The sequence below is a fragment of the Mycolicibacterium obuense genome, from assembly GCF_055397605.1.
The window spans coordinates 529,735-546,298 of sequence record NZ_AP043663.1; the positions used below are offsets into that span (position 1 = coordinate 529,735).

The following is a 16,564-nucleotide window of genomic DNA, read 5'->3' on the forward strand; positions in this document are numbered from 1 at the left end:
ATGCCCACGCACAAGGCTGTCCAGGTTCCCGAAGCCAACGCTGCTCTGACCGTCGTCGACGTCGACACCCCGTCGCCGTCGGCGGGTCACGTCCGGATCGACGTGGCCGCCTGCGGCGTCTGCGGTACCGATCGTGAGTTCCATGCCGGGCACTTCCCGGGTCTGCAGTGGCCGCTGACGCTGGGCCACGAGATCGCCGGCTCCATCGCCGAGGTCGGCGACGGGGTCGAGGACTTCGCCGCCGGTGACCGCGTCGCGGTCGGCTGGTTTGGCGGCAACTGCAACCGCTGCATCCCGTGTCGGCAGGGGCACTTCATGCAGTGCGTGCGCATGGAGGTGCCGAGCTGGCACTACCCCGGCGGTTACGCGGAGTCGGTGACCGTGCCGGCCACCGCGCTGGCCCGCATCCCCGACGGGTTGTCGTTCGTGGAGGCGGCGCCGATGGGCTGCGCCGGGGTGACGACGTTCAACGGGCTACGGCAGACCCGCGCGAAAGCCGGCGACGTCGTCGCGATCCTCGGGGTGGGGGGCCTGGGCCACCTCGGTGTGCAGTTCGCGCGGGCGATGGGCTTCGAGACCGTCGCGATCGCGCGGGGCACCGGCAAGGCCGAGGAAGCCACGAAGCTCGGCGCGCATCATTACATCGATTCCACCGCCCAGGACGTCGCGGCCGAACTGCAGAAGCTCGGCGGGGCCGCGGTGGTCCTGGCGACGGCCAACAACGCCGAGGCGATGGCGGCGACCGTCGGCGGCCTGCGCCCGGCGGGCGAGCTGGTGGCAGTCGGCGTCACGCCCGAGAACCTGCCGATCAGCCCGCTGGACCTGATCAACTCCGGGCTCTCGGTGAGCGGCCACCCGTCGGGCACCTCCCGCGACGTCGAGGAGACCCTGCATTTCGCGGTGCTCAGCGGCGTGCGGGCGATGGTCGAGGAACGGCCGTTGGCCGAGGCCGCCGAGGCGTTCGAGGCGATGGATTCGGGCAAGGCCCGCTATCGCATGGTTCTGACCGTGTGAACGTCCACCGCACCTGAGATACTCCAACCATCCCAGCTGAGAGGAACAGTCATGCCCATCGCCACGCCCGAGGTCTACGCCGAGATGCTGAGCCGGGCCAAGGAGCACTCGTTCGCGTTCCCGGCGATCAACTGCGTCGGCTCGGAGAGCATCAACGCCGCGATCAAGGGCTTCGCCGACGCCGGCTCCGATGGCATCATCCAGTTCTCCACCGGCGGAACGGAATTCGCGTCGGGACTCGGCGTGAAGGACATGGTGACGGGCGCGGTCGCGCTGGCCGAGTTCGCGCACGTGATCGCCGACAAGTACGACATCACCGTCGCGCTGCACACCGATCACTGCCCCAAGGACAAGCTCGACGGGCTGGTCCGGCCGCTGCTCGCGATTTCCGCCGAGCGCGTCGCCAAGGGCCAGAATCCGCTGTTCCAGTCGCACATGTGGGACGGCTCGGCGGTGCCGATCGACGAGAACCTGGAGATCGCGCAGGAGCTGCTCAAGCAGGCCGCCGCCGCCAAGATCATCCTGGAGATCGAGATCGGCGTCGTCGGCGGCGAAGAGGACGGTGTCGAGGCCGAGATCAACGAGAAGCTCTACACCTCGCCCGAGGATTTCGAGAAGACCATCTCCGCGCTGGGCGCGGGCGAGCACGGCAAGTACCTGTTGGCCGCCACGTTCGGCAACGTGCACGGCGTCTACAAGCCGGGCAACGTGGTGCTCAAGCCTGAGGTCCTCGCCGAGGGTCAGAAGGTCGCGGCCGCCAAACTCGGACTGCCCGAGGGCTCCAAGCCGTTCGACTTCGTCTTCCACGGCGGCTCGGGCTCGCTGAAGTCGGAGATCGAGGATTCCCTGAAGTACGGCGTGGTGAAGATGAACGTCGACACCGACACCCAGTACGCGTTCACCCGGCCCATCGTCGGCCACATGTTCAGCAACTACGACGGTGTGCTCAAGGTGGACGGCGAGGTCGGCAACAAGAAGGTCTACGACCCGCGCAGCTACTTCAAGAAGGCCGAGGCGTCGATGGCCGAGCGCGTGGTCGAGGCGTGCAACGACCTGCACAGCGCGGGCCGGAGTGTGACCGCGGGCTAGCTGGTGGGGGCCTGGCAGATCTTCCACTGCTCGTCGGTGAACTCCAGGTCGAAGCTGCGCGTCGAGCGGGTCTGCGGCGCGTACGCCATGAACGTGGTGACGTTGGCCTCGGCGTGCTCGCCGTTGACGACGACCTGATCGATGCTGGCGACGACGGGGTACTGCTTGGCTGCGGCGACACGGGCGTGGGTCTGCTCCCACGCCTTGTCGTTGTAGGCGACGTAGCTGTCGCGGGTGCTGCCGCAGGTGATGCTGCGCAGCGCCGCCAGGTCGCCGTTCTGCACCGCGACGTCGAAGTCGGAGATGGTGTCGCGGACCTGGTCCTCCTGTGAGGCGGCCGGCGACGACCCGCGGGTGAGCAGGATGGTGCCGAGGATCGCGACGGCCGCGAGCGCCGCGATCACCAACACGATCGCGATGACCCAGCCCCAGCTGCGCTTTTTGGCGGGTGGCTTGGGTGCGTCGTCGCGGGCCGGAATCTTTTGCGGCGCAACGCTTGGCGCGGTGAAGGCTTCCGTGTCGGCGCTGCCGCCGGTGCCGAAGACCTCGGTGGCCGGCTCGTGCGGCCGGTTGATGATCTGGGTGGACCCGGCGTCGAAGCCTGACGGTGCGGTGAACCGCCGCTCACCTTCCGGCGGATCGGCGGGTTGTGTCGAGGGGTCGGCCGGCGCGAACACCTCGGTGGCGGGCTCGTCCTGCGGGTGGGCTGCTTCGTCCGGTTGATCCGGGCCAGTGGGGTTCGACATCGGTGCTGCGGTCCTCCTGACGGCTGTGGCCGAAGCTTAGCCATCCGCGGTGACGATCGGATAACCCTGCACGGCACAATGGGGCCATGACTCGGATGGGCGATCTTCTCGGACCGGAACCTGTATTGCTGCCTGGCGATCCCGACGCCGAAGCCGAGCTCGACGCCGCGGAGAGCCCGGCGATCGTCGCCGCCGCTCATCCGTCGGCGTCGGTGGCGTGGGCCCAGCTGGCCGAGGATGCGCTCGACGCCGATCAGGCGATCACCGCGTACGCCTACGCACGCACCGGTTATCACCGCGGCCTGGATCAGTTGCGCCGCAACGGCTGGAAGGGCTTCGGGCCGGTGCCCTTCACCCATGAGCCCAACCGCGGCTTCCTGCGCTGTGTGGCGGCGCTCGCCCGCGCGGCCGATGCGATCGGTGAGGAGCCGGAGTTCCAGCGCTGCCTGGACCTGCTCGACGACTGCGATCCGGCGGCGCGCGCCGAACTCGGCTTGGCCTAGATCCACAGCGCGGCGATCGTCTGAGACGACGCCCGTTCGACGGCCAGGACGTCGGGACGCAGGCGCTCCGCCGCCTCCCGCTGTTCTCGCGGTCCGGCCTCGGCGGCCTCGAGCACGTCGAGCATGTCCAGCGCGGCCCGCTGGAGGTCCCGCCGCGCGGTACGCGCGGAGAGGCTCTCCGCGTCGCCCGCTGCGGCGAACGGCTCGGCCAGTGCCAGCGCCGCCCGGGTGGTCGTCAACGCATCCGCGAGCCGCTGGGTCTCCTGTCCGCGCGCGAGCGCGAGGTACACCGCCAGCCCGATGGCGCAGCCGATCAGCGTGTCCACGCCGCGGGTCAGCAGCAGGTGCCCGACCTGTCCGGGGGCCAGCGGGTGGCTGGCGGTACCGATGGTCAGCGCGGTCGAGGTGATGAACACTGAGGCGAGCAGGTAGTTGCGGACCACCAGCATCTCGATGGCGAAGTTCAGCAGCGCGAGCACCGCGGCGAGCAGCCAGCCCTGCGGATGGATCGCGATGATCGCCGCGGCCAGTGCCAGTCCGATCCAGGTGCCGGCCAGTCGCTCGGCGCCGCGGCGCATTGCGTGCCACAGCGGTGCGCCCTGGTGCAGGATCAGCACCGCGGCGGCCATCGCCCAGTACGCCCGGTCGATACCGAGTCCGACGGCGGCGAACCCCGCCAGCGGCACCCCGATCGCGACCCGGACCATCACCAGGCGTGTCTGCGAGCCGGTGCGCAGCGCGTCCCGCAGGAGACGCCACGCGGGGACGGGCGCGGGAGCGGGTTGGCCGGGGTCGCGGTGTGCGACCGCATCGGGGTCGGCGTCGAGCCGTCCGAGAGCGCGTGCCACATCGGCGGTGTCGGCGTCGGCGCGGGCGAACAGCACGTGCACGGCATGGGTGGTGGCGCGCAGTCGCTGCAGTTCGTGGCTCGCCGACGCGGCCGGCTGCTGGTCGATCAGGGCTGTCCACGCCTGGTGGAGCGCGTGCGCCGCCTGACGTCGGGAGCTCTCCTCGGCCGGCCCGCCGATCGCGTCGAGGTAGCCCGCGACCCGTTCGCCGGCCGCCTGTACGGACGCGCGTTCGGGGCGTCGGAATCCGGTGACCGCGCCGACCATCTGGACCGCCCAGGCGATCGTGCCGCCCGCGAGCACGAGTCCGCCGATCTGCCAGGGCTCCAGCCGGGACGCCGAGACGCCGATCCCGGCGGCGCACGCGACGACGAACACGTAGGCCCCCGGCGGCCCGACCCGCAGCGCACTGCACAGCCACACCGCGATCACCGCGACGGTGGAGACGGTCAGCACGCCGGCCCACGCCACGTCGGCGGCCCAGGAGCCGGCCGCGACGGCCAGTGCCAGCGCGAGTGCGACGACGGCGAGTTGGACGGCGCGGCTGAGGTAGGGCCGGCCCACCCCGAATCGGGACGTGAAGGCCCCGAGGGTGGCGATCAGGCCGGCGCCGAGGTCGCCCGCGGCCACGCCGACGAGGACGGGGATGGCGGTGCTGACCGCAGCGCGCAGCGCGACGGGCAGCCGGGGCGGGGCTACCGGTTCTGGCTTTCGCACTCGCAGTCGGCGGCCGAATCCGGCGGCTCGACCTGCACGGTCGCGTGGTCGAGCCCGCGCGCGGTGAGCACGGCGCGTGCGTCGTCGAGGACCCGCGCCGAGTTGCGCCGACTGGTCAGGTGGGCGGTCACCATGTCCTTGCCGGGCACCAGCGTCCAGACGTGCAGATCGTGGACCTCGGTCACGCCCTCCACCGCGCACAAGGCGGCGCGGAGTTCGTCGACGTCGATGTGGCTGGGCGAGCTCTCCGAGAGGATGCGCAGCGCGGCGCGGGCCAATGCGATCGCCCGGGGCAGTACCCACAGTGCGACGAGCACCGCGACGACGACGTCGGCGTAGGGCCACCGGGTGGTGACGGTGACGATGCCCGCGATCAGGACGCCGATGCTGCCGACGGTGTCGGCCACGACCTCCATGTAGGCGCCCTTGACCGCGAGGCTGCTCTCCGACTGCGAGCGCAGCAGCAGCACGACCGCCGCGTTGGCGAGCAGTCCGGCGAGCGCGACGACGATCATCGGCACACCGGGCACATCCGGCGCGCCCCCGAGCCGCTCGAACGCCTCGTACAGGATGAATCCGGCGACGCCGATCAGTAGCACCGCGTTGGCGACCGCGGTGAACACTTCGGCACGGTGCCATCCGTAGGTCCGCGACGGGGAGTTGCTGCCGCGCTTGGCCAGCAACACCGCGGTCAGCCCCATGAACATCGCGACGAGGTCGGTGAGCATGTGGCCGGCGTCGGCCAGCAGCGCGATCGAGTTGATGGCGAGCGCGGTGCCCAGTTCCACGGCGAAGAACACCGTCAGGATCGCCGCGGCGATCACCATCCGCGAGACGCGCGCATCGCCCCCGTGGCTGTGATCGTGTCCCGCACCCATGCGGGCGAATATATGCGTACTAACGCATATATGGCAAGACGCTACTGCCAGGCCGACCAGAACCGCGTCAGCTCGCCGCCCACGGCCGACAGATACGCCGGCACTCCGGACAGCTCGAACAGCGCATAGACCCCGGAGAAGAACCACTGGTTCACGCCCGGGGCGAAGAGCAGCAGGATCAGCAGCAGAAAGCCCCACTGCTTGGCCGGCGCCACCGCCCGCTGCGTCTGGGGGCTCAGGTGCGGCTCGAGTGCGCCGTAACCGTCCAGCCCGGGGATCGGCAGGATGTTCAACAGGAACGCGGTGATCTGCAGGAACCCGAGGAATGCGACCCCGGCCCAGAACACCGAGTGCCCGGGGTCGTAGAACAGCCGGGTCGCCGTCAGCAGCACGATCGCGCACACGACGTTCGCCGCCGGCCCGGCCAGGCTGATCACCGTGCGCTGCCACGCGCCCATCCAGCCGGTCCGCAGGTACACCGCGCCGCCGGGCAGCCCGATCCCGCCGAGCGCGATGAACAGCACCGGCAGGCCCAGCGACAGCAGCGGATGCGAGTACTTCAGCGGGTTGAGCGTCAGATAGCCACGCGCCTCGACGTCGCGGTCACCGAACCGCCACGCCGAGTAGGCATGTCCGAACTCGTGCAGGCACAGCGAGATCAGCCAGCCGAAGATCACGAACACGAACACCCCGAGATAGGCCATCGGGCCGACTTCGGCTGCCGCCAGCCACGCCGCGACCCCGCCGGCGGCCGTCACGGCGATCAGGACGAGGAACAGGGGGCTCGGCCGTACCGACTGGCGCAGCGGGCCCCCGCCTCTGATCACGCTCACGCACCCACGCTACCTGCGGCCGACGCGCAACCAGCCCTGCGTGTGGCGGTAGAACGTGGAGCGTCGCACCGGCCGCGGCCCGGGCGCGCCGTCGCGCACCACCTGCGCGCCGGTGGTGCCCAGTTGCGCGGCCCGGCCGGCCACCCAGCGCCGCGGCCGCCACCGCCCTGTCTCGACCGCCGCGCGCAGCCCCGGCAGCTGCCGGGTCGGCTCCACGCGCACCCCGGTCACCTCACCGTCGAACAGCACGGTGTCGTCGACGACGGCCTCGCCGTGCAGGGTGCGCTCGCCCTCGGGCGGCCGCCACAGCGCGGTGCCGACGACGACGGAGCCGGTCTCGTCCCTGATCAGGGGGACCCGGGTGGCCGGGGCGTGCACCGCCCGGCGGGCGCCGAACGCGCGGCGGACGTGCGCCACCTCGACGTCGAGGCGATCGGCGCGCAGCAGCGCCTTCAGCACGGCCGCCAGATCGGCCTCGGCGCCGACCACGACGACGCGGCGCCACGTCCCGACCTGGTCCAGATCGGTGCCCGGAAGCTCGCGCAGCGGGCGCGGCACCCGGGCGCCGCCGGGGCTGCACACCGCGACAGACGGGGGTGTAGCGCGGGATCGGATAAGGTAGCTCACCGGCTGCACACACTATGCACAGCATTCGAGCGGGAGAGGCGCGGCATGCCGGCAATCGTCCTCATCGGCGCCCAGTGGGGCGACGAGGGCAAAGGTAAGGCCACCGACCTGCTCGGTGGACGGGTTCAATGGGTGGTGCGCTACCAGGGCGGCAACAACGCCGGCCACACGGTGGTGCTTCCGACGGGGGAGAACTTCGCCCTGCACCTCATTCCGTCGGGCATTCTGACGCCCGACGTGACCAACGTGATCGGCAACGGCGTCGTCGTCGACCCGGGCGTGCTGCTGACCGAGCTGCGCGGCCTCGAAGACCGCGGCGTGGACACCGATCGGCTGCTCCTGTCGGCCGACGCGCACCTGCTGATGCCCTATCACGTGGCCATCGACAAGGTCGTGGAGCGCTACGCAGGCAGCAAGAAGATCGGCACCACCGGTCGCGGTATCGGCCCGTGCTACCAGGACAAGATCGCCCGGCAGGGCATCCGCGTCGCCGACGTGCTGGACCCGGATCTGCTGGCCGAAAAGATCCAGGGCGCACTGGAATTCAAGAATCAGGTGCTGGTCAAGATCTACAACCGCAAGGCGCTCGACGCCGGCGAGGTGGTCGACAACCTGCTGGCCCAGGCCGAGGGCTTCCGGCATCGCATCGCCGACACCCGGCTTCTGCTCAACACCGCACTCGAACAGGGTGAGACCGTGCTGCTCGAGGGATCGCAGGGCACGCTGCTCGACGTCGACCACGGCACGTATCCCTTTGTCACGTCGTCGAATCCGACGTCCGGTGGAGCGGCCGTCGGTTCGGGGATCGGGCCCACCCGCATCACGACGGTGCTCGGCATCCTGAAGGCCTACACGACGCGCGTCGGGTCGGGGCCGTTCCCGACCGAGCTGTTCGACGAACACGGCGAGTACCTGGCCAAGACCGGCGGCGAGATCGGGGTCACCACCGGCCGGCGGCGCCGCTGCGGCTGGTTCGACGCCGTCATCGCCCGGTACGCGACCCGGGTCAACGGCATCACCGACTACTTCCTGACCAAGCTGGACGTGCTGTCGAGCTTGGAGACGGTGCCGATCTGCGTCGGCTACACCGTGGACGGCAAGCGGACCGACGAGATGCCGATGACGCAGACCGACATCGCCCGCGCCGAGCCGATCTACGAGGAACTGCCCGGCTGGTGGGAGGACATCTCCGGGGCGCGCAAGTTCGACGATCTGCCCGCCAAGGCGCGCGACTACGTGCTGCGCCTGGAAGAGCTCGCCGGCGCACATGTCTCGTGCATCGGCGTCGGTCCGGGCCGCGATCAGACCATCGTGCGCCGCGACGTGCTGGCGTGACGGATGCGGCCCGGGGCGGGTTTCCGGACCTCCAGCCGGTCACTCCGCCGCCCGGGTTCGCTCGATTCCTGACGGCGATGCGCCGCGCCCAGGACCTCGCGGTGTCGGCCGCCCCGGACGCCGCGACGTGGGACGACGCTGCCGATCAGGTGGAACGGCTGGTCGAACTCCTCGCCCCGTTCGAGGCCGACGAAGGGGTGGGCCCGGCGAACCGCGCACCGTCGCTGCCAGGCACCGGAAGCTTGCTGATGCCGCCGTATCGCATCATTTCTTTCACTGACGCAGGCGTCGAACTGCAGGTAGAGTTCAGTCGGTTCTCGGTGGGCGGGAACCGTGCCGTCCACGGCGGAGTGTTGCCGTTGTTGTTCGACAGCGTGTTCGGAATGGTCATCCATGCCACCGGGCGCCCGATCAGCCGGACCGCGTTCCTGCACGTGGACTATCGCAACGTGACACCGATCGACACGGTGCTCACCGCGAAGGGCTGGCTGCGCGAGGCGCAGGGGCGCAAGGCGTTCGTCAACGCCGAGCTGCTCGGGCCGGACGGCACAGTGCTCGCCGAGGCGAACGGACTGATGATCAGGCTGCTCCCCGGACAGCCCTAGCGCTGCTTCTCAGGGGGGCGATGGACAAGGGCTTACGCGAGTACCTGCTGATCTGGTGGCGGCAGCCGTTCGACTACGAATGGACCAGGCGCCATCTGCAGTCTCGCGGGCTGATGCGCATCCATCAGCTGTTCATCGGGTCGTTCACGTTGCTCTACGGGGTGACCGCGCTGCTGACCGTGGTGTGGGCGGCGCGCGACGGCGGCGCGGTGAACGGCCGTCCGCTGGTGATCGCCGTGGCGGTCAGCTCCGCGATCGTGGGCGTGATCTGGATCGTCGGGCCCGCACCGACCGAGCGGCAGTCCCGAGCCTTCGCGATCTATGCCGACCTCGGCACCATCGCCGTGATCGCCTGCTACCAGGACGCGTTCACCGCGATGCCGGGCCTGGCGCTGCTCGCCGCCAACGGCATCTACATCGTGGTGCTGCACGGCCCGCGCGCACTGGCGGCGCATCTCGCGTTCACCGTGGTGGCGTTCGCGGTGATGTACGGCATCGCCCTTGCCCAGGGCACCAACGCGACGAGTGTGGTCACCATCCGCCTGCTGGTCCTGTTGCCGACCGTGATCGGGGTGCAGGTGATCGTGCAGTCCTACCTGCTGGCGTTGCGGATGGGCGCAGTGGATTCGCTGTACGACCCGCTGACCGGGCTGCTCAACCGGCGCGGCCTGGAGGACGAGGTGGCCGGACTGGTGTCCGAGGACGGCGCCCACCTCGGCGTGCTGGCCGTCGACATCGACAAGTTCAAGACGATCAACGACGGCCACGGCCACGACGTCGGCGACGCGGTGCTGGTGGCCGTGGCCAACGCCATCAGGAGCGCGGTGGCAGCCGCGGACGTGCCGTCGCTGATCGCGCGCACCGGCGGCGAGGAATTCGCGGTGGTGGTCCTCGGGCCGCCGACGGCCGTGCGATCGGTCGGCGGGCAGCTGCACGACGCGGTGGCCCGGTGTGGCGCCGCGGTGGTGCCGACGGTCAGCGTCGGCGTCGCGACGGCGTGGAGCACCGACCGGGAAGCCTCGTCGACGGTGCGTTCGCTGCTCGAGCTGGCCGACGGCGCGATGTACCGGGCGAAGAGCGTCGGCGGCAACCAGACCGTGGTCGTCGGCGACGGTCTCGCCGCCGAACACTGAGCGTGCGTGTCACTATGACGCGCATGACGGAGCCTTCGGGTCGGCAACTGCACAGCCTCACCACCCCACGTGCCGCGGCGTTGGCCGGAGTGGTGTTCGCGCTGCTGTTCGCCGCGGTGCTGGTGGCGCTGCGTCTGCCGGAGCCGGCGACGAGCACCCGGCTGCGCATCTCGATCGTGCTGACGCCGTTCGCGGGCATCGCCTTCCTGTGGTTCATCGGCGTGGTCCGGGACAGCCTGGGCCGGCTCGAGGACCGGTTCTTCACCACCGTGTTCATCGGCAGCGGCCTGCTGTTCCTGGCGATGGTGTTCGCTGGGACGGCAGTCGAAGCGGGCCTGTTGGCCGGCAGGAAGGCCGGTATCGAGGCTGACCCGGAAGTGGTGGCGTTCGCCCACGGGTTGCTGCTGGCGCTCACCAACACCTATGCGCTGCGGATGGCCGCGGTGTTCATGATGTCGCTGGCCACCATCTGGTTGCGGACCGGATTGATGGCGCGCTGGCTGGTCGTGACGACCTATCTGGTCGCCGTCAGCGTGCTCATCGCCGGTGACGTCACCCCGTGGATGACGTTGACGTTCCCGGCGTGGGTGCTGGTGGTCAGCCTGCTGATGCTGCGTCGTCCCCCGAGCGGTCCTGCAGTGCCAATGCCGCTGCCGGACAGAGGTTGACGGCCTGCTGTGCCCGCTCCTCGGCGTCGCCGCTCACTTCGTCGGTGAGCACGACGACCACGCCGTCGTCGTCCTGGTCGAAGACGTCACCGGCGACCATCACGCAATTGCCCGACTGGATGCAGATCTCCCGATCGGCGCTGACCCTGCTCACCAGCGCACCCCCAGCGACGCCACGCCGTAGATGAAGTGGAAGGACCGGAACGCGATCTCGCTCGTGTCCTCGGTCAGCGTCAGCGTCGGGAATCGGCGCAGCAGTGCCGGGAAGGCGATCTGCATCTCCATGCGCGCCAGCGGCGCACCCAGACAGTGGTGCACGCCGTGGCCGAAGGCAAGATGCCCCGGTGCACCCCGGCGGATGTCCAATTGTTCTGGCGCAGAGATGAATTCGGGGTCTCGATTGGCGGCGGGCAGTGAGGCGAACACCAGCCGGCCAGCCGGGATCTCCACCCCGGCGATCTCGACGTCGGTGGTGGTGATGCGCGGAATCGAGGTGTGCACGATCGACAGGTAGCGGAGCAGCTCCTCGACGGCGGGGCCCACCGCGGCGGGATCGTCGCGCACGGCGGCCATCTGGTCGGGATGGCTCAGCAGCGCCACCGTGCCGAGCGCGAGCATGTTCGACGTGGTCTCGTGGCCGGCGAGCAGGAGGAGTCCGGCGATGCCGATCAGTTCGTCGTCGGTGAGGTCGTCGCCGTGTTCGCGCACCAGCATGCCGAGGATGTCCTCGCCCGGAGCGGCCCGGGCCCGGTCGACGAGGGTGCCCATGTAGGCGCGGCCCTCCTGCTGCAGCTGCAGCCGTTCGGGGATCGGGGCGGACAGGTCGAGCTGACGCGCGCTGCGGCGTTGGAAGTCGTCGCGATCGGCGTAGGGCACTCCGAGCAGCTCGCAGATCACCAGGGAGGGGATCGGCAGCGTGACGTGTTCGACGAGGTCGGCAGGGGAGCCGGCGGCGTCGAGCGCGTCGAGTTGCGCGTCGACGATCTCGACGATGCGGGGCTTCAGCCGCTGGATCCGCCGGATCGTGAACTCCGGGGTCAGCATGCGCCGAAGCCGTTGGTGCTCGGGCGGATCCAGGCCCAGCAGGTTGCCGGCGCGGTTGCGTGCGGCCTCCTCCTCGTCGATGAGGGGTGCCCCGGGGACGACGAAGCCGGGCGGCCTGCCGTTGGAGAACCGTGCGTGGTCGCTGAGCACCGACTTGACGTCCTCGTGGCGGGTGACGAGGAAGACCTGCATGCCGAAGGCGTTGGTGACACTCGCGACGCCGACGCTGTCGCGGATCTGGGCGAGCGCGGGTGTCGGGTCGAGGCCGTCGCGGCGCATGTGCAGCGGCGGCAGCCCGGCCTCCGGTTCGGTGCGGGTATCGGCCTGACTCATCTCTCGACGCTACCTGACCGTTAGCCCAGCTACCTTTCCGCTCGCAGCGCCGGCCACCAGATCTTCGGACCGATCAGCGTGAACAGCGCCGGGATGACGACGGTGCGCACCACGAACGTGTCCAGCAAAATGCCGAGCCCGACGATGATGCCCACCTGCGTCAGCGCGATCAGTGGCAGCACGCCGAGGACGCAGAACACCGCGGCGAGCACGATCCCGGCGCTGGTGATCACCGCTCCGGTCGCCGAGACGGCCCGGACGATGCCGTCTCGGGTGCCGTGCTCGGGCGTCTCCTCCCGGGCGCGGGTCACCAGGAAGATCGTGTAGTCCACGCCGAGCGCCACCAGGAACAGCAGCGCGAACAGCGGCACCGTGTTGTCCAGCGCGGGGAAGCCGAACAGATGCACGCTGGCCCAGCCGCCGAGACCGAGCGCAGCGAGCGCACTGAGCACGGTGACCGCGACGAGGATCACCGGCGCCAGCGCCGAGCGCAGCAGCACGAACAGCACCAGCAGCACGACGGCGAGGATCGCGGGCACGACCAGCGCACGGTCGTGGCCGGCGGCGCCGGCAGCGTCGCGGGCCTTGGCGTCCGAGCCGCCGACCAGACTGTCGGGGTCGGCGCCGTGAACGGCGGCGCGCAGCGCGTCGACGGTGTCGAAGGCCTGGTCGGAGGCCGGTTCGGCGGCCAGCACGACAGACCACTGGGTCAGACCCTGCGGCGAGGTGCCGGTCGGGGTGGCGGAGACGACGCCGGGGGTGCCGGTGATCGCCTGCTGGACGGCGTCGGTGCGCTCGGTGGAGGCGATGACGACCGTGGGATCGGTGACGCCGCTCGGGAAGTGGTCGGCGAGGGTCTCGAAACCGCTGACCGATTCGGCCTGCACGCGGAACTGTTCGGTCTGCGACAGCCCGATGGGCGTTTTCAGCAGCCCGGTGCACAGCAGTGCGAGCACCCCGATCGCGACGACGGCGACGACGACCGGCTTGCGCGCCACCCCGGCGGCCACGCGATGCCATGCCCCGCCTTCGGTCAGTGCGGTGGCACCGAGGCGCGGGATGAACGGCCAGAACAGCTTTCGCCCGAACAGGTCGAGGAACGGCGGTAGTACCAGCAGTACGAACACGGCGGCGACGACCAGGCCGGACGCGGCCTGGACTCCGAGGCTGCGGGTGCTGGGGGAGGACGCGAGCAGCAGGGTCAGCAGCGCGAGGACCACGGTCGCGTTGCTCGCGATGATCGCCGGCCCGGCTCTGCGCACCGCTGTGGTGAGCGCATCGTGGTGAGACTGATGACGGCCCAGTTCTTCCCGATATCGGGAGATGAGCAGCAGCGCGTAGTTGGTGCCTGCACCGAACACCAGCACGCTGGTGATGCCGGCCGTCGACCCGTCCGGGGACATGCCCAGCGCCTCGGCGACGGCCGTGCCCACCACGCCGCCGGCACGGTCGGCGAACGCGATCACCAGCAGCGGCACCAGCCACAGCACGGGCGAGCGGTAGGTGACGATCAGCAGCAGGGCCACCACCGCGGCGGTGACGGCGAGCAGCGTGATGTTGGCGCCGGAGAAGGAGTCGGCGATGTCGGCGCCGAACGCGGGTCCACCGGTGACCTGCGCGCGCAGGTCTGTGGGCAGGCCGTCGCCGGCGGCGGTGCGCAGCTTCGCGACCTCGTCGCCGAGCGCGAAGCCGGACAGATCGGCGGGCAGCGGAACCACGGCGATCGCGGCCTGGCCGTCCTCGGAGACCTGGACGGGGGGGCCGCCGGGTCCGGTGTCCCCGGCGGCGACCAGCATGCGCTCGCGCGCCGCGTCGGCGGCGGTCCGGTCGGCGGGGCTCAGCGCTGCGCCGTCGGTGCGGGTCAGCACCAGCAGCGCCGGTGCTTTGTCACCGCCGGGGAAGTCGTCACGCAGCGCGTCGGCGCGCGTCGACTCGGCGCCGGCGGGTACCGGCACCGGCGACTGCTCGCCGGAGGAACCGCCGCTCAGCAGCCCGAGGGCGGCGCCGGACGCGATGAGGATCACCAGCGCGATCAACCACGACAGTCGTCTGCTCATGCCGACCAATATTTCAGATACTTAAACGTTAATCAAATGAACAAGCGGTAAGGTGTCGGACGTGCCAGAGCAAGACCGAGCCGCGCTGGAAGCGCTCATTGCCGCGGACGTGCGGGCGCTGACCGCCCAGTCCGACCAGATCGGTCACGCCTTCGCCGCCCGCCACGGCCTGTCGGACAACGACTTTCGCGCGCTGTTGCACGTGATGGTCGCCGAATCCGGCGGTGATCCGCTCGCGGCCGGAGGATTGCGCGAGCGGATGGGCATGTCCGGCGCGGCGATCACCTACCTGGTCGAGCGGATGATCGCCTCCGGCCACGTCCTGCGCGAACCCGATCCCGCCGATCGGCGCAAGGTCAAGCTGCGGGTCGCCGACCACGGTCTCGAGGTCGGCCGCGAGTTCTTCACCCCGCTGGCCGGCCATCTCAGCAGCGCGCTGGCCGACGTGCCGGACGCTGATCTGCAGACCGCTCACCGGGTGTTCGGCGCCATCGTCGAGTCGATGCGCGCCTTCGGTACCGATCTGCACGTCACCCCCGAGTGAAGGTTCTGGCAGGCTGGATGCTCGATGAGTGAGACGACTGCGGCCGAGACGACATCGGTGCTGCTGCTAGGGGGCGGTGAGCACACGAGTGACCTGGCGCTGGCCTTCGAGCGGCTGGGCGCCCGGGTGACGGTGTCCGACGACATGGCCGCGATGACCGATGCGGATGCGCTGACAGCGCTGATCGACGAGACCCAGCCCCGATTCGTCGTCGCCGACGCCGGTGGGGTCGCCACCGATGCGCTGCTCGCGGCCGCCGACCGCGACGACGTCGAGGTGCTGCCGACCCCGCGTGCGCTGCGGCTGTCGGTGGACGGGGAAGGGCTGCGCCGGCTGGCTGCCGACGAACTCGGGCTGCCCACGGCACCGTTCTGGTTCGCCGGCTCGGTGGCCGAACTCACCGCGGTCGCCCAGCACGCCGGTTACCCGCTGCTGGTCAAGCCGGTGACCGCGGCACCCGGCGAGGGAGAGTCGATCGTGCTGCGCGCCGACGACATCGAGCCGGCCTGGCGCGGCGCGGTGGCCGGTGGCCGACTCAGCCTGCAGCGGGTGCTGGCCGAGACGGTGGTGGAGGTCGACGTGGCGGTGACGCTGCTGACCGTGCGCACCACCGGGCCGTCGGGACCGACCGTCAGCTTCTGCGAACCCATCGGTCATCACCGGGAGTCGGCCGACACGCTGGAATCCTGGCAGCCGCAGCATCTTCCATCTGCGGCCTTGGACGCGGCGAAGTCGATCGCCGCGCGGATCGTCAACTCCCTCGGCGGTCGTGGCGTCTTCGCGGTCGAGCTGCTGGTCCGCGGCGACGAGGTGTACTTCAGCGATGTCGCGCCCCGGCCGCGGGACAGTGCGCTGGTGACGCTGCGTTCGCAGCGGCTCTCGGCGTACGAACTGCATGCTCGGGCCGTGCTCGGGCTGCCCGTCGACACGATCATGGTGTCGCCGGCGGCGATGGAGATCTCCTCGGACGACCACGAGCTCGCCGACGACTCGTGGCGCGCCGCGCTCGGCGAGGCGCTCGCGGTCGCCGAGAGCGATGTGCGGTCGTTCCCCTCGCAGCGTTGGTTGGCCACCGCGACCGCGCCCGACCCGATCGTGGCCCGCGACCGCGTGCGCCGCGTCGCGTCGGCACTGCGCAGGCTCGCGTGACCGAGCCCGACGAGTCCACCGGCACGTCGGCGGCGCCGTTCCTCGGTGCGCTGGCCATCTTTGTCGCCATCGTGATCGCAATCTGGCTGTTCAACGTGTTCTCCGGCGGGGAGCTCACCGACGAGCAACTGATCGGGCGCGCCGCGGCCGGCCAGAACGACGCCCTGCAGCGCGACGACTACGCGGACTTCCGCAGCTACACGTGCGCCGCGCAGATCGGTACCGAGGCGGGAATCCTTGACAGACAGCGGGATTCGAAGGCCAAGCAGGGGGAGCGATTCCTCGACGGGGTGACCGACGTCCGGGTCGACGGGGACCGGGCCACCGCGTCGGTCACCTATCACTTCTCGAACGCACCGGATGCCAAGCAGACGGTCGACATCCCGTTCGCGCGGGAGGACGGGGCCTGGAAGGTCTGTTCGACCGGCCCCAGCTAGCTGT

At 70.4% G+C, this 16,564-nt stretch carries 18 protein-coding genes; 10 read left to right on the forward strand and 8 right to left on the reverse strand.

Annotated elements, in window-relative coordinates; all coding sequences use genetic code 11:
- Complete coding sequence (locus ACZ50N_RS02455) at nt 1–1,014, forward strand: alcohol dehydrogenase catalytic domain-containing protein (RefSeq protein ID WP_133412947.1); 1,014 nt, start codon at nt 1–3, stop codon at nt 1,012–1,014.
- 51 nt (nt 1,015–1,065) lie between these two features.
- On the forward strand, nt 1,066–2,103 hold the full coding sequence (fbaA, locus tag ACZ50N_RS02460) for a class II fructose-bisphosphate aldolase (RefSeq protein WP_046364742.1): 1,038 nt from the start codon (nt 1,066–1,068) through the stop codon (nt 2,101–2,103).
- Here the strand turns inward: fbaA and ACZ50N_RS02465 are convergent.
- Nucleotides 2,100–2,849 carry an Rv0361 family membrane protein gene (locus ACZ50N_RS02465; RefSeq protein ID WP_046364741.1) on the reverse strand — a complete coding sequence of 250 codons (750 nt, stop codon included), beginning with the start codon at nt 2,847–2,849 and terminating at the stop codon, nt 2,100–2,102. The two genes, fbaA and ACZ50N_RS02465, sit on opposite strands and share 4 nt — an antisense overlap.
- 86 nt (nt 2,850–2,935) lie before the next feature.
- On the opposite strand from ACZ50N_RS02465, the gene ACZ50N_RS02470 reads away from it, so the two are divergent.
- Nucleotides 2,936–3,352: a DUF3151 domain-containing protein gene (locus tag ACZ50N_RS02470; protein ID WP_046364740.1), complete on the forward strand. Its 417-nt coding sequence runs from the start codon at nt 2,936–2,938 to the stop codon at nt 3,350–3,352.
- Here ACZ50N_RS02470 and ACZ50N_RS02475 read toward each other — a convergent pair.
- From ACZ50N_RS02475 to ACZ50N_RS02490, 4 genes are read right to left on the reverse strand one after another with little or no spacing between them, the layout of a single operon-like run.
- A complete protein-coding gene (locus ACZ50N_RS02475; RefSeq protein WP_464474543.1) occupies nt 3,349–4,917 on the reverse strand; it encodes an FUSC family protein in 1,569 nt (522 codons plus the stop codon). The genes ACZ50N_RS02470 and ACZ50N_RS02475 overlap by 4 nt on opposite strands.
- Nucleotides 4,896–5,795: a cation diffusion facilitator family transporter gene (locus tag ACZ50N_RS02480; protein ID WP_464474544.1), complete on the reverse strand. Its 900-nt coding sequence runs from the start codon at nt 5,793–5,795 to the stop codon at nt 4,896–4,898. Before ACZ50N_RS02480 ends, ACZ50N_RS02475 begins: the two co-directional genes overlap by 22 nt.
- A gap of 41 nt (nt 5,796–5,836) precedes the next feature.
- Nucleotides 5,837–6,628, reverse strand: a complete 792-nt coding sequence (locus ACZ50N_RS02485) for a site-2 protease family protein (RefSeq protein ID WP_236694337.1) — start codon at nt 6,626–6,628, stop codon at nt 5,837–5,839.
- 9 nt (nt 6,629–6,637) lie between these two features.
- On the reverse strand, nt 6,638–7,210 hold the full coding sequence (locus tag ACZ50N_RS02490) for a peptidase M50 (protein ID WP_110798023.1): 573 nt from the start codon (nt 7,208–7,210) through the stop codon (nt 6,638–6,640).
- Nucleotides 7,211–7,300: 90 nt separating this feature from the next.
- On the opposite strand from ACZ50N_RS02490, the gene ACZ50N_RS02495 reads away from it, so the two are divergent.
- From ACZ50N_RS02495 to ACZ50N_RS02510, 4 genes are read left to right on the forward strand one after another with little or no spacing between them, the layout of a single operon-like run.
- The gene (locus ACZ50N_RS02495) at nt 7,301–8,590 is read left to right on the forward strand and encodes an adenylosuccinate synthase (protein ID WP_464474545.1); all 1,290 of its coding nucleotides are present in this window, start codon (nt 7,301–7,303) and stop codon (nt 8,588–8,590) included.
- Nucleotides 8,587–9,195: a PaaI family thioesterase gene (locus ACZ50N_RS02500; protein WP_046364737.1), complete on the forward strand. Its 609-nt coding sequence runs from the start codon at nt 8,587–8,589 to the stop codon at nt 9,193–9,195. Before ACZ50N_RS02495 ends, ACZ50N_RS02500 begins: the two co-directional genes overlap by 4 nt.
- 20 nt (nt 9,196–9,215) lie before the next feature.
- Nucleotides 9,216–10,328, forward strand: a complete 1,113-nt coding sequence (locus tag ACZ50N_RS02505; protein ID WP_464474546.1) for a GGDEF domain-containing protein — start codon at nt 9,216–9,218, stop codon at nt 10,326–10,328.
- A gap of 23 nt (nt 10,329–10,351) precedes the next feature.
- Nucleotides 10,352–10,996, forward strand: a complete 645-nt coding sequence (locus ACZ50N_RS02510; protein ID WP_046364755.1) for a hypothetical protein — start codon at nt 10,352–10,354, stop codon at nt 10,994–10,996.
- Here the strand turns inward: ACZ50N_RS02510 and ACZ50N_RS02515 are convergent.
- From ACZ50N_RS02515 to ACZ50N_RS02525, 3 genes are read right to left on the reverse strand one after another with little or no spacing between them, the layout of a single operon-like run.
- Nucleotides 10,926–11,096, reverse strand: a complete 171-nt coding sequence (locus ACZ50N_RS02515; RefSeq protein ID WP_236694262.1) for a 4Fe-4S domain-containing protein — start codon at nt 11,094–11,096, stop codon at nt 10,926–10,928. The two genes, ACZ50N_RS02510 and ACZ50N_RS02515, sit on opposite strands and share 71 nt — an antisense overlap.
- Nucleotides 11,097–11,146: 50 nt before the next feature.
- A complete protein-coding gene (locus ACZ50N_RS02520) occupies nt 11,147–12,373 on the reverse strand; it encodes a cytochrome P450 (RefSeq protein ID WP_464474547.1) in 1,227 nt (408 codons plus the stop codon).
- A 29-nt stretch (nt 12,374–12,402) separates the two neighbouring features.
- Nucleotides 12,403–14,430 carry an MMPL family transporter gene (locus tag ACZ50N_RS02525; protein WP_464474548.1) on the reverse strand — a complete coding sequence of 676 codons (2,028 nt, stop codon included), beginning with the start codon at nt 14,428–14,430 and terminating at the stop codon, nt 12,403–12,405.
- Nucleotides 14,431–14,491: 61 nt separating this feature from the next.
- Between ACZ50N_RS02525 and ACZ50N_RS02530 the strand changes: the two genes are divergently transcribed.
- Genes ACZ50N_RS02530 through ACZ50N_RS02540 form a run of 3 tightly spaced genes read left to right on the forward strand, consistent with a single transcriptional unit; the run spans nt 14,492 to nt 16,560 of the window.
- Nucleotides 14,492–14,974 carry a MarR family winged helix-turn-helix transcriptional regulator gene (locus tag ACZ50N_RS02530; RefSeq protein WP_464474549.1) on the forward strand — a complete coding sequence of 161 codons (483 nt, stop codon included), beginning with the start codon at nt 14,492–14,494 and terminating at the stop codon, nt 14,972–14,974.
- A 24-nt stretch (nt 14,975–14,998) separates the two neighbouring features.
- On the forward strand, nt 14,999–16,123 hold the full coding sequence (purT, locus tag ACZ50N_RS02535) for a formate-dependent phosphoribosylglycinamide formyltransferase (protein WP_464474550.1): 1,125 nt from the start codon (nt 14,999–15,001) through the stop codon (nt 16,121–16,123).
- Nucleotides 16,120–16,560 (forward strand): Rv0361 family membrane protein, encoded by a 441-nt coding sequence (locus ACZ50N_RS02540; protein WP_073682639.1) that lies wholly within the window; start codon nt 16,120–16,122, stop codon nt 16,558–16,560. The genes purT and ACZ50N_RS02540 overlap by 4 nt, the downstream gene beginning before the upstream one ends.
- Nucleotides 16,561–16,564: the final 4 nt, after the last annotated feature.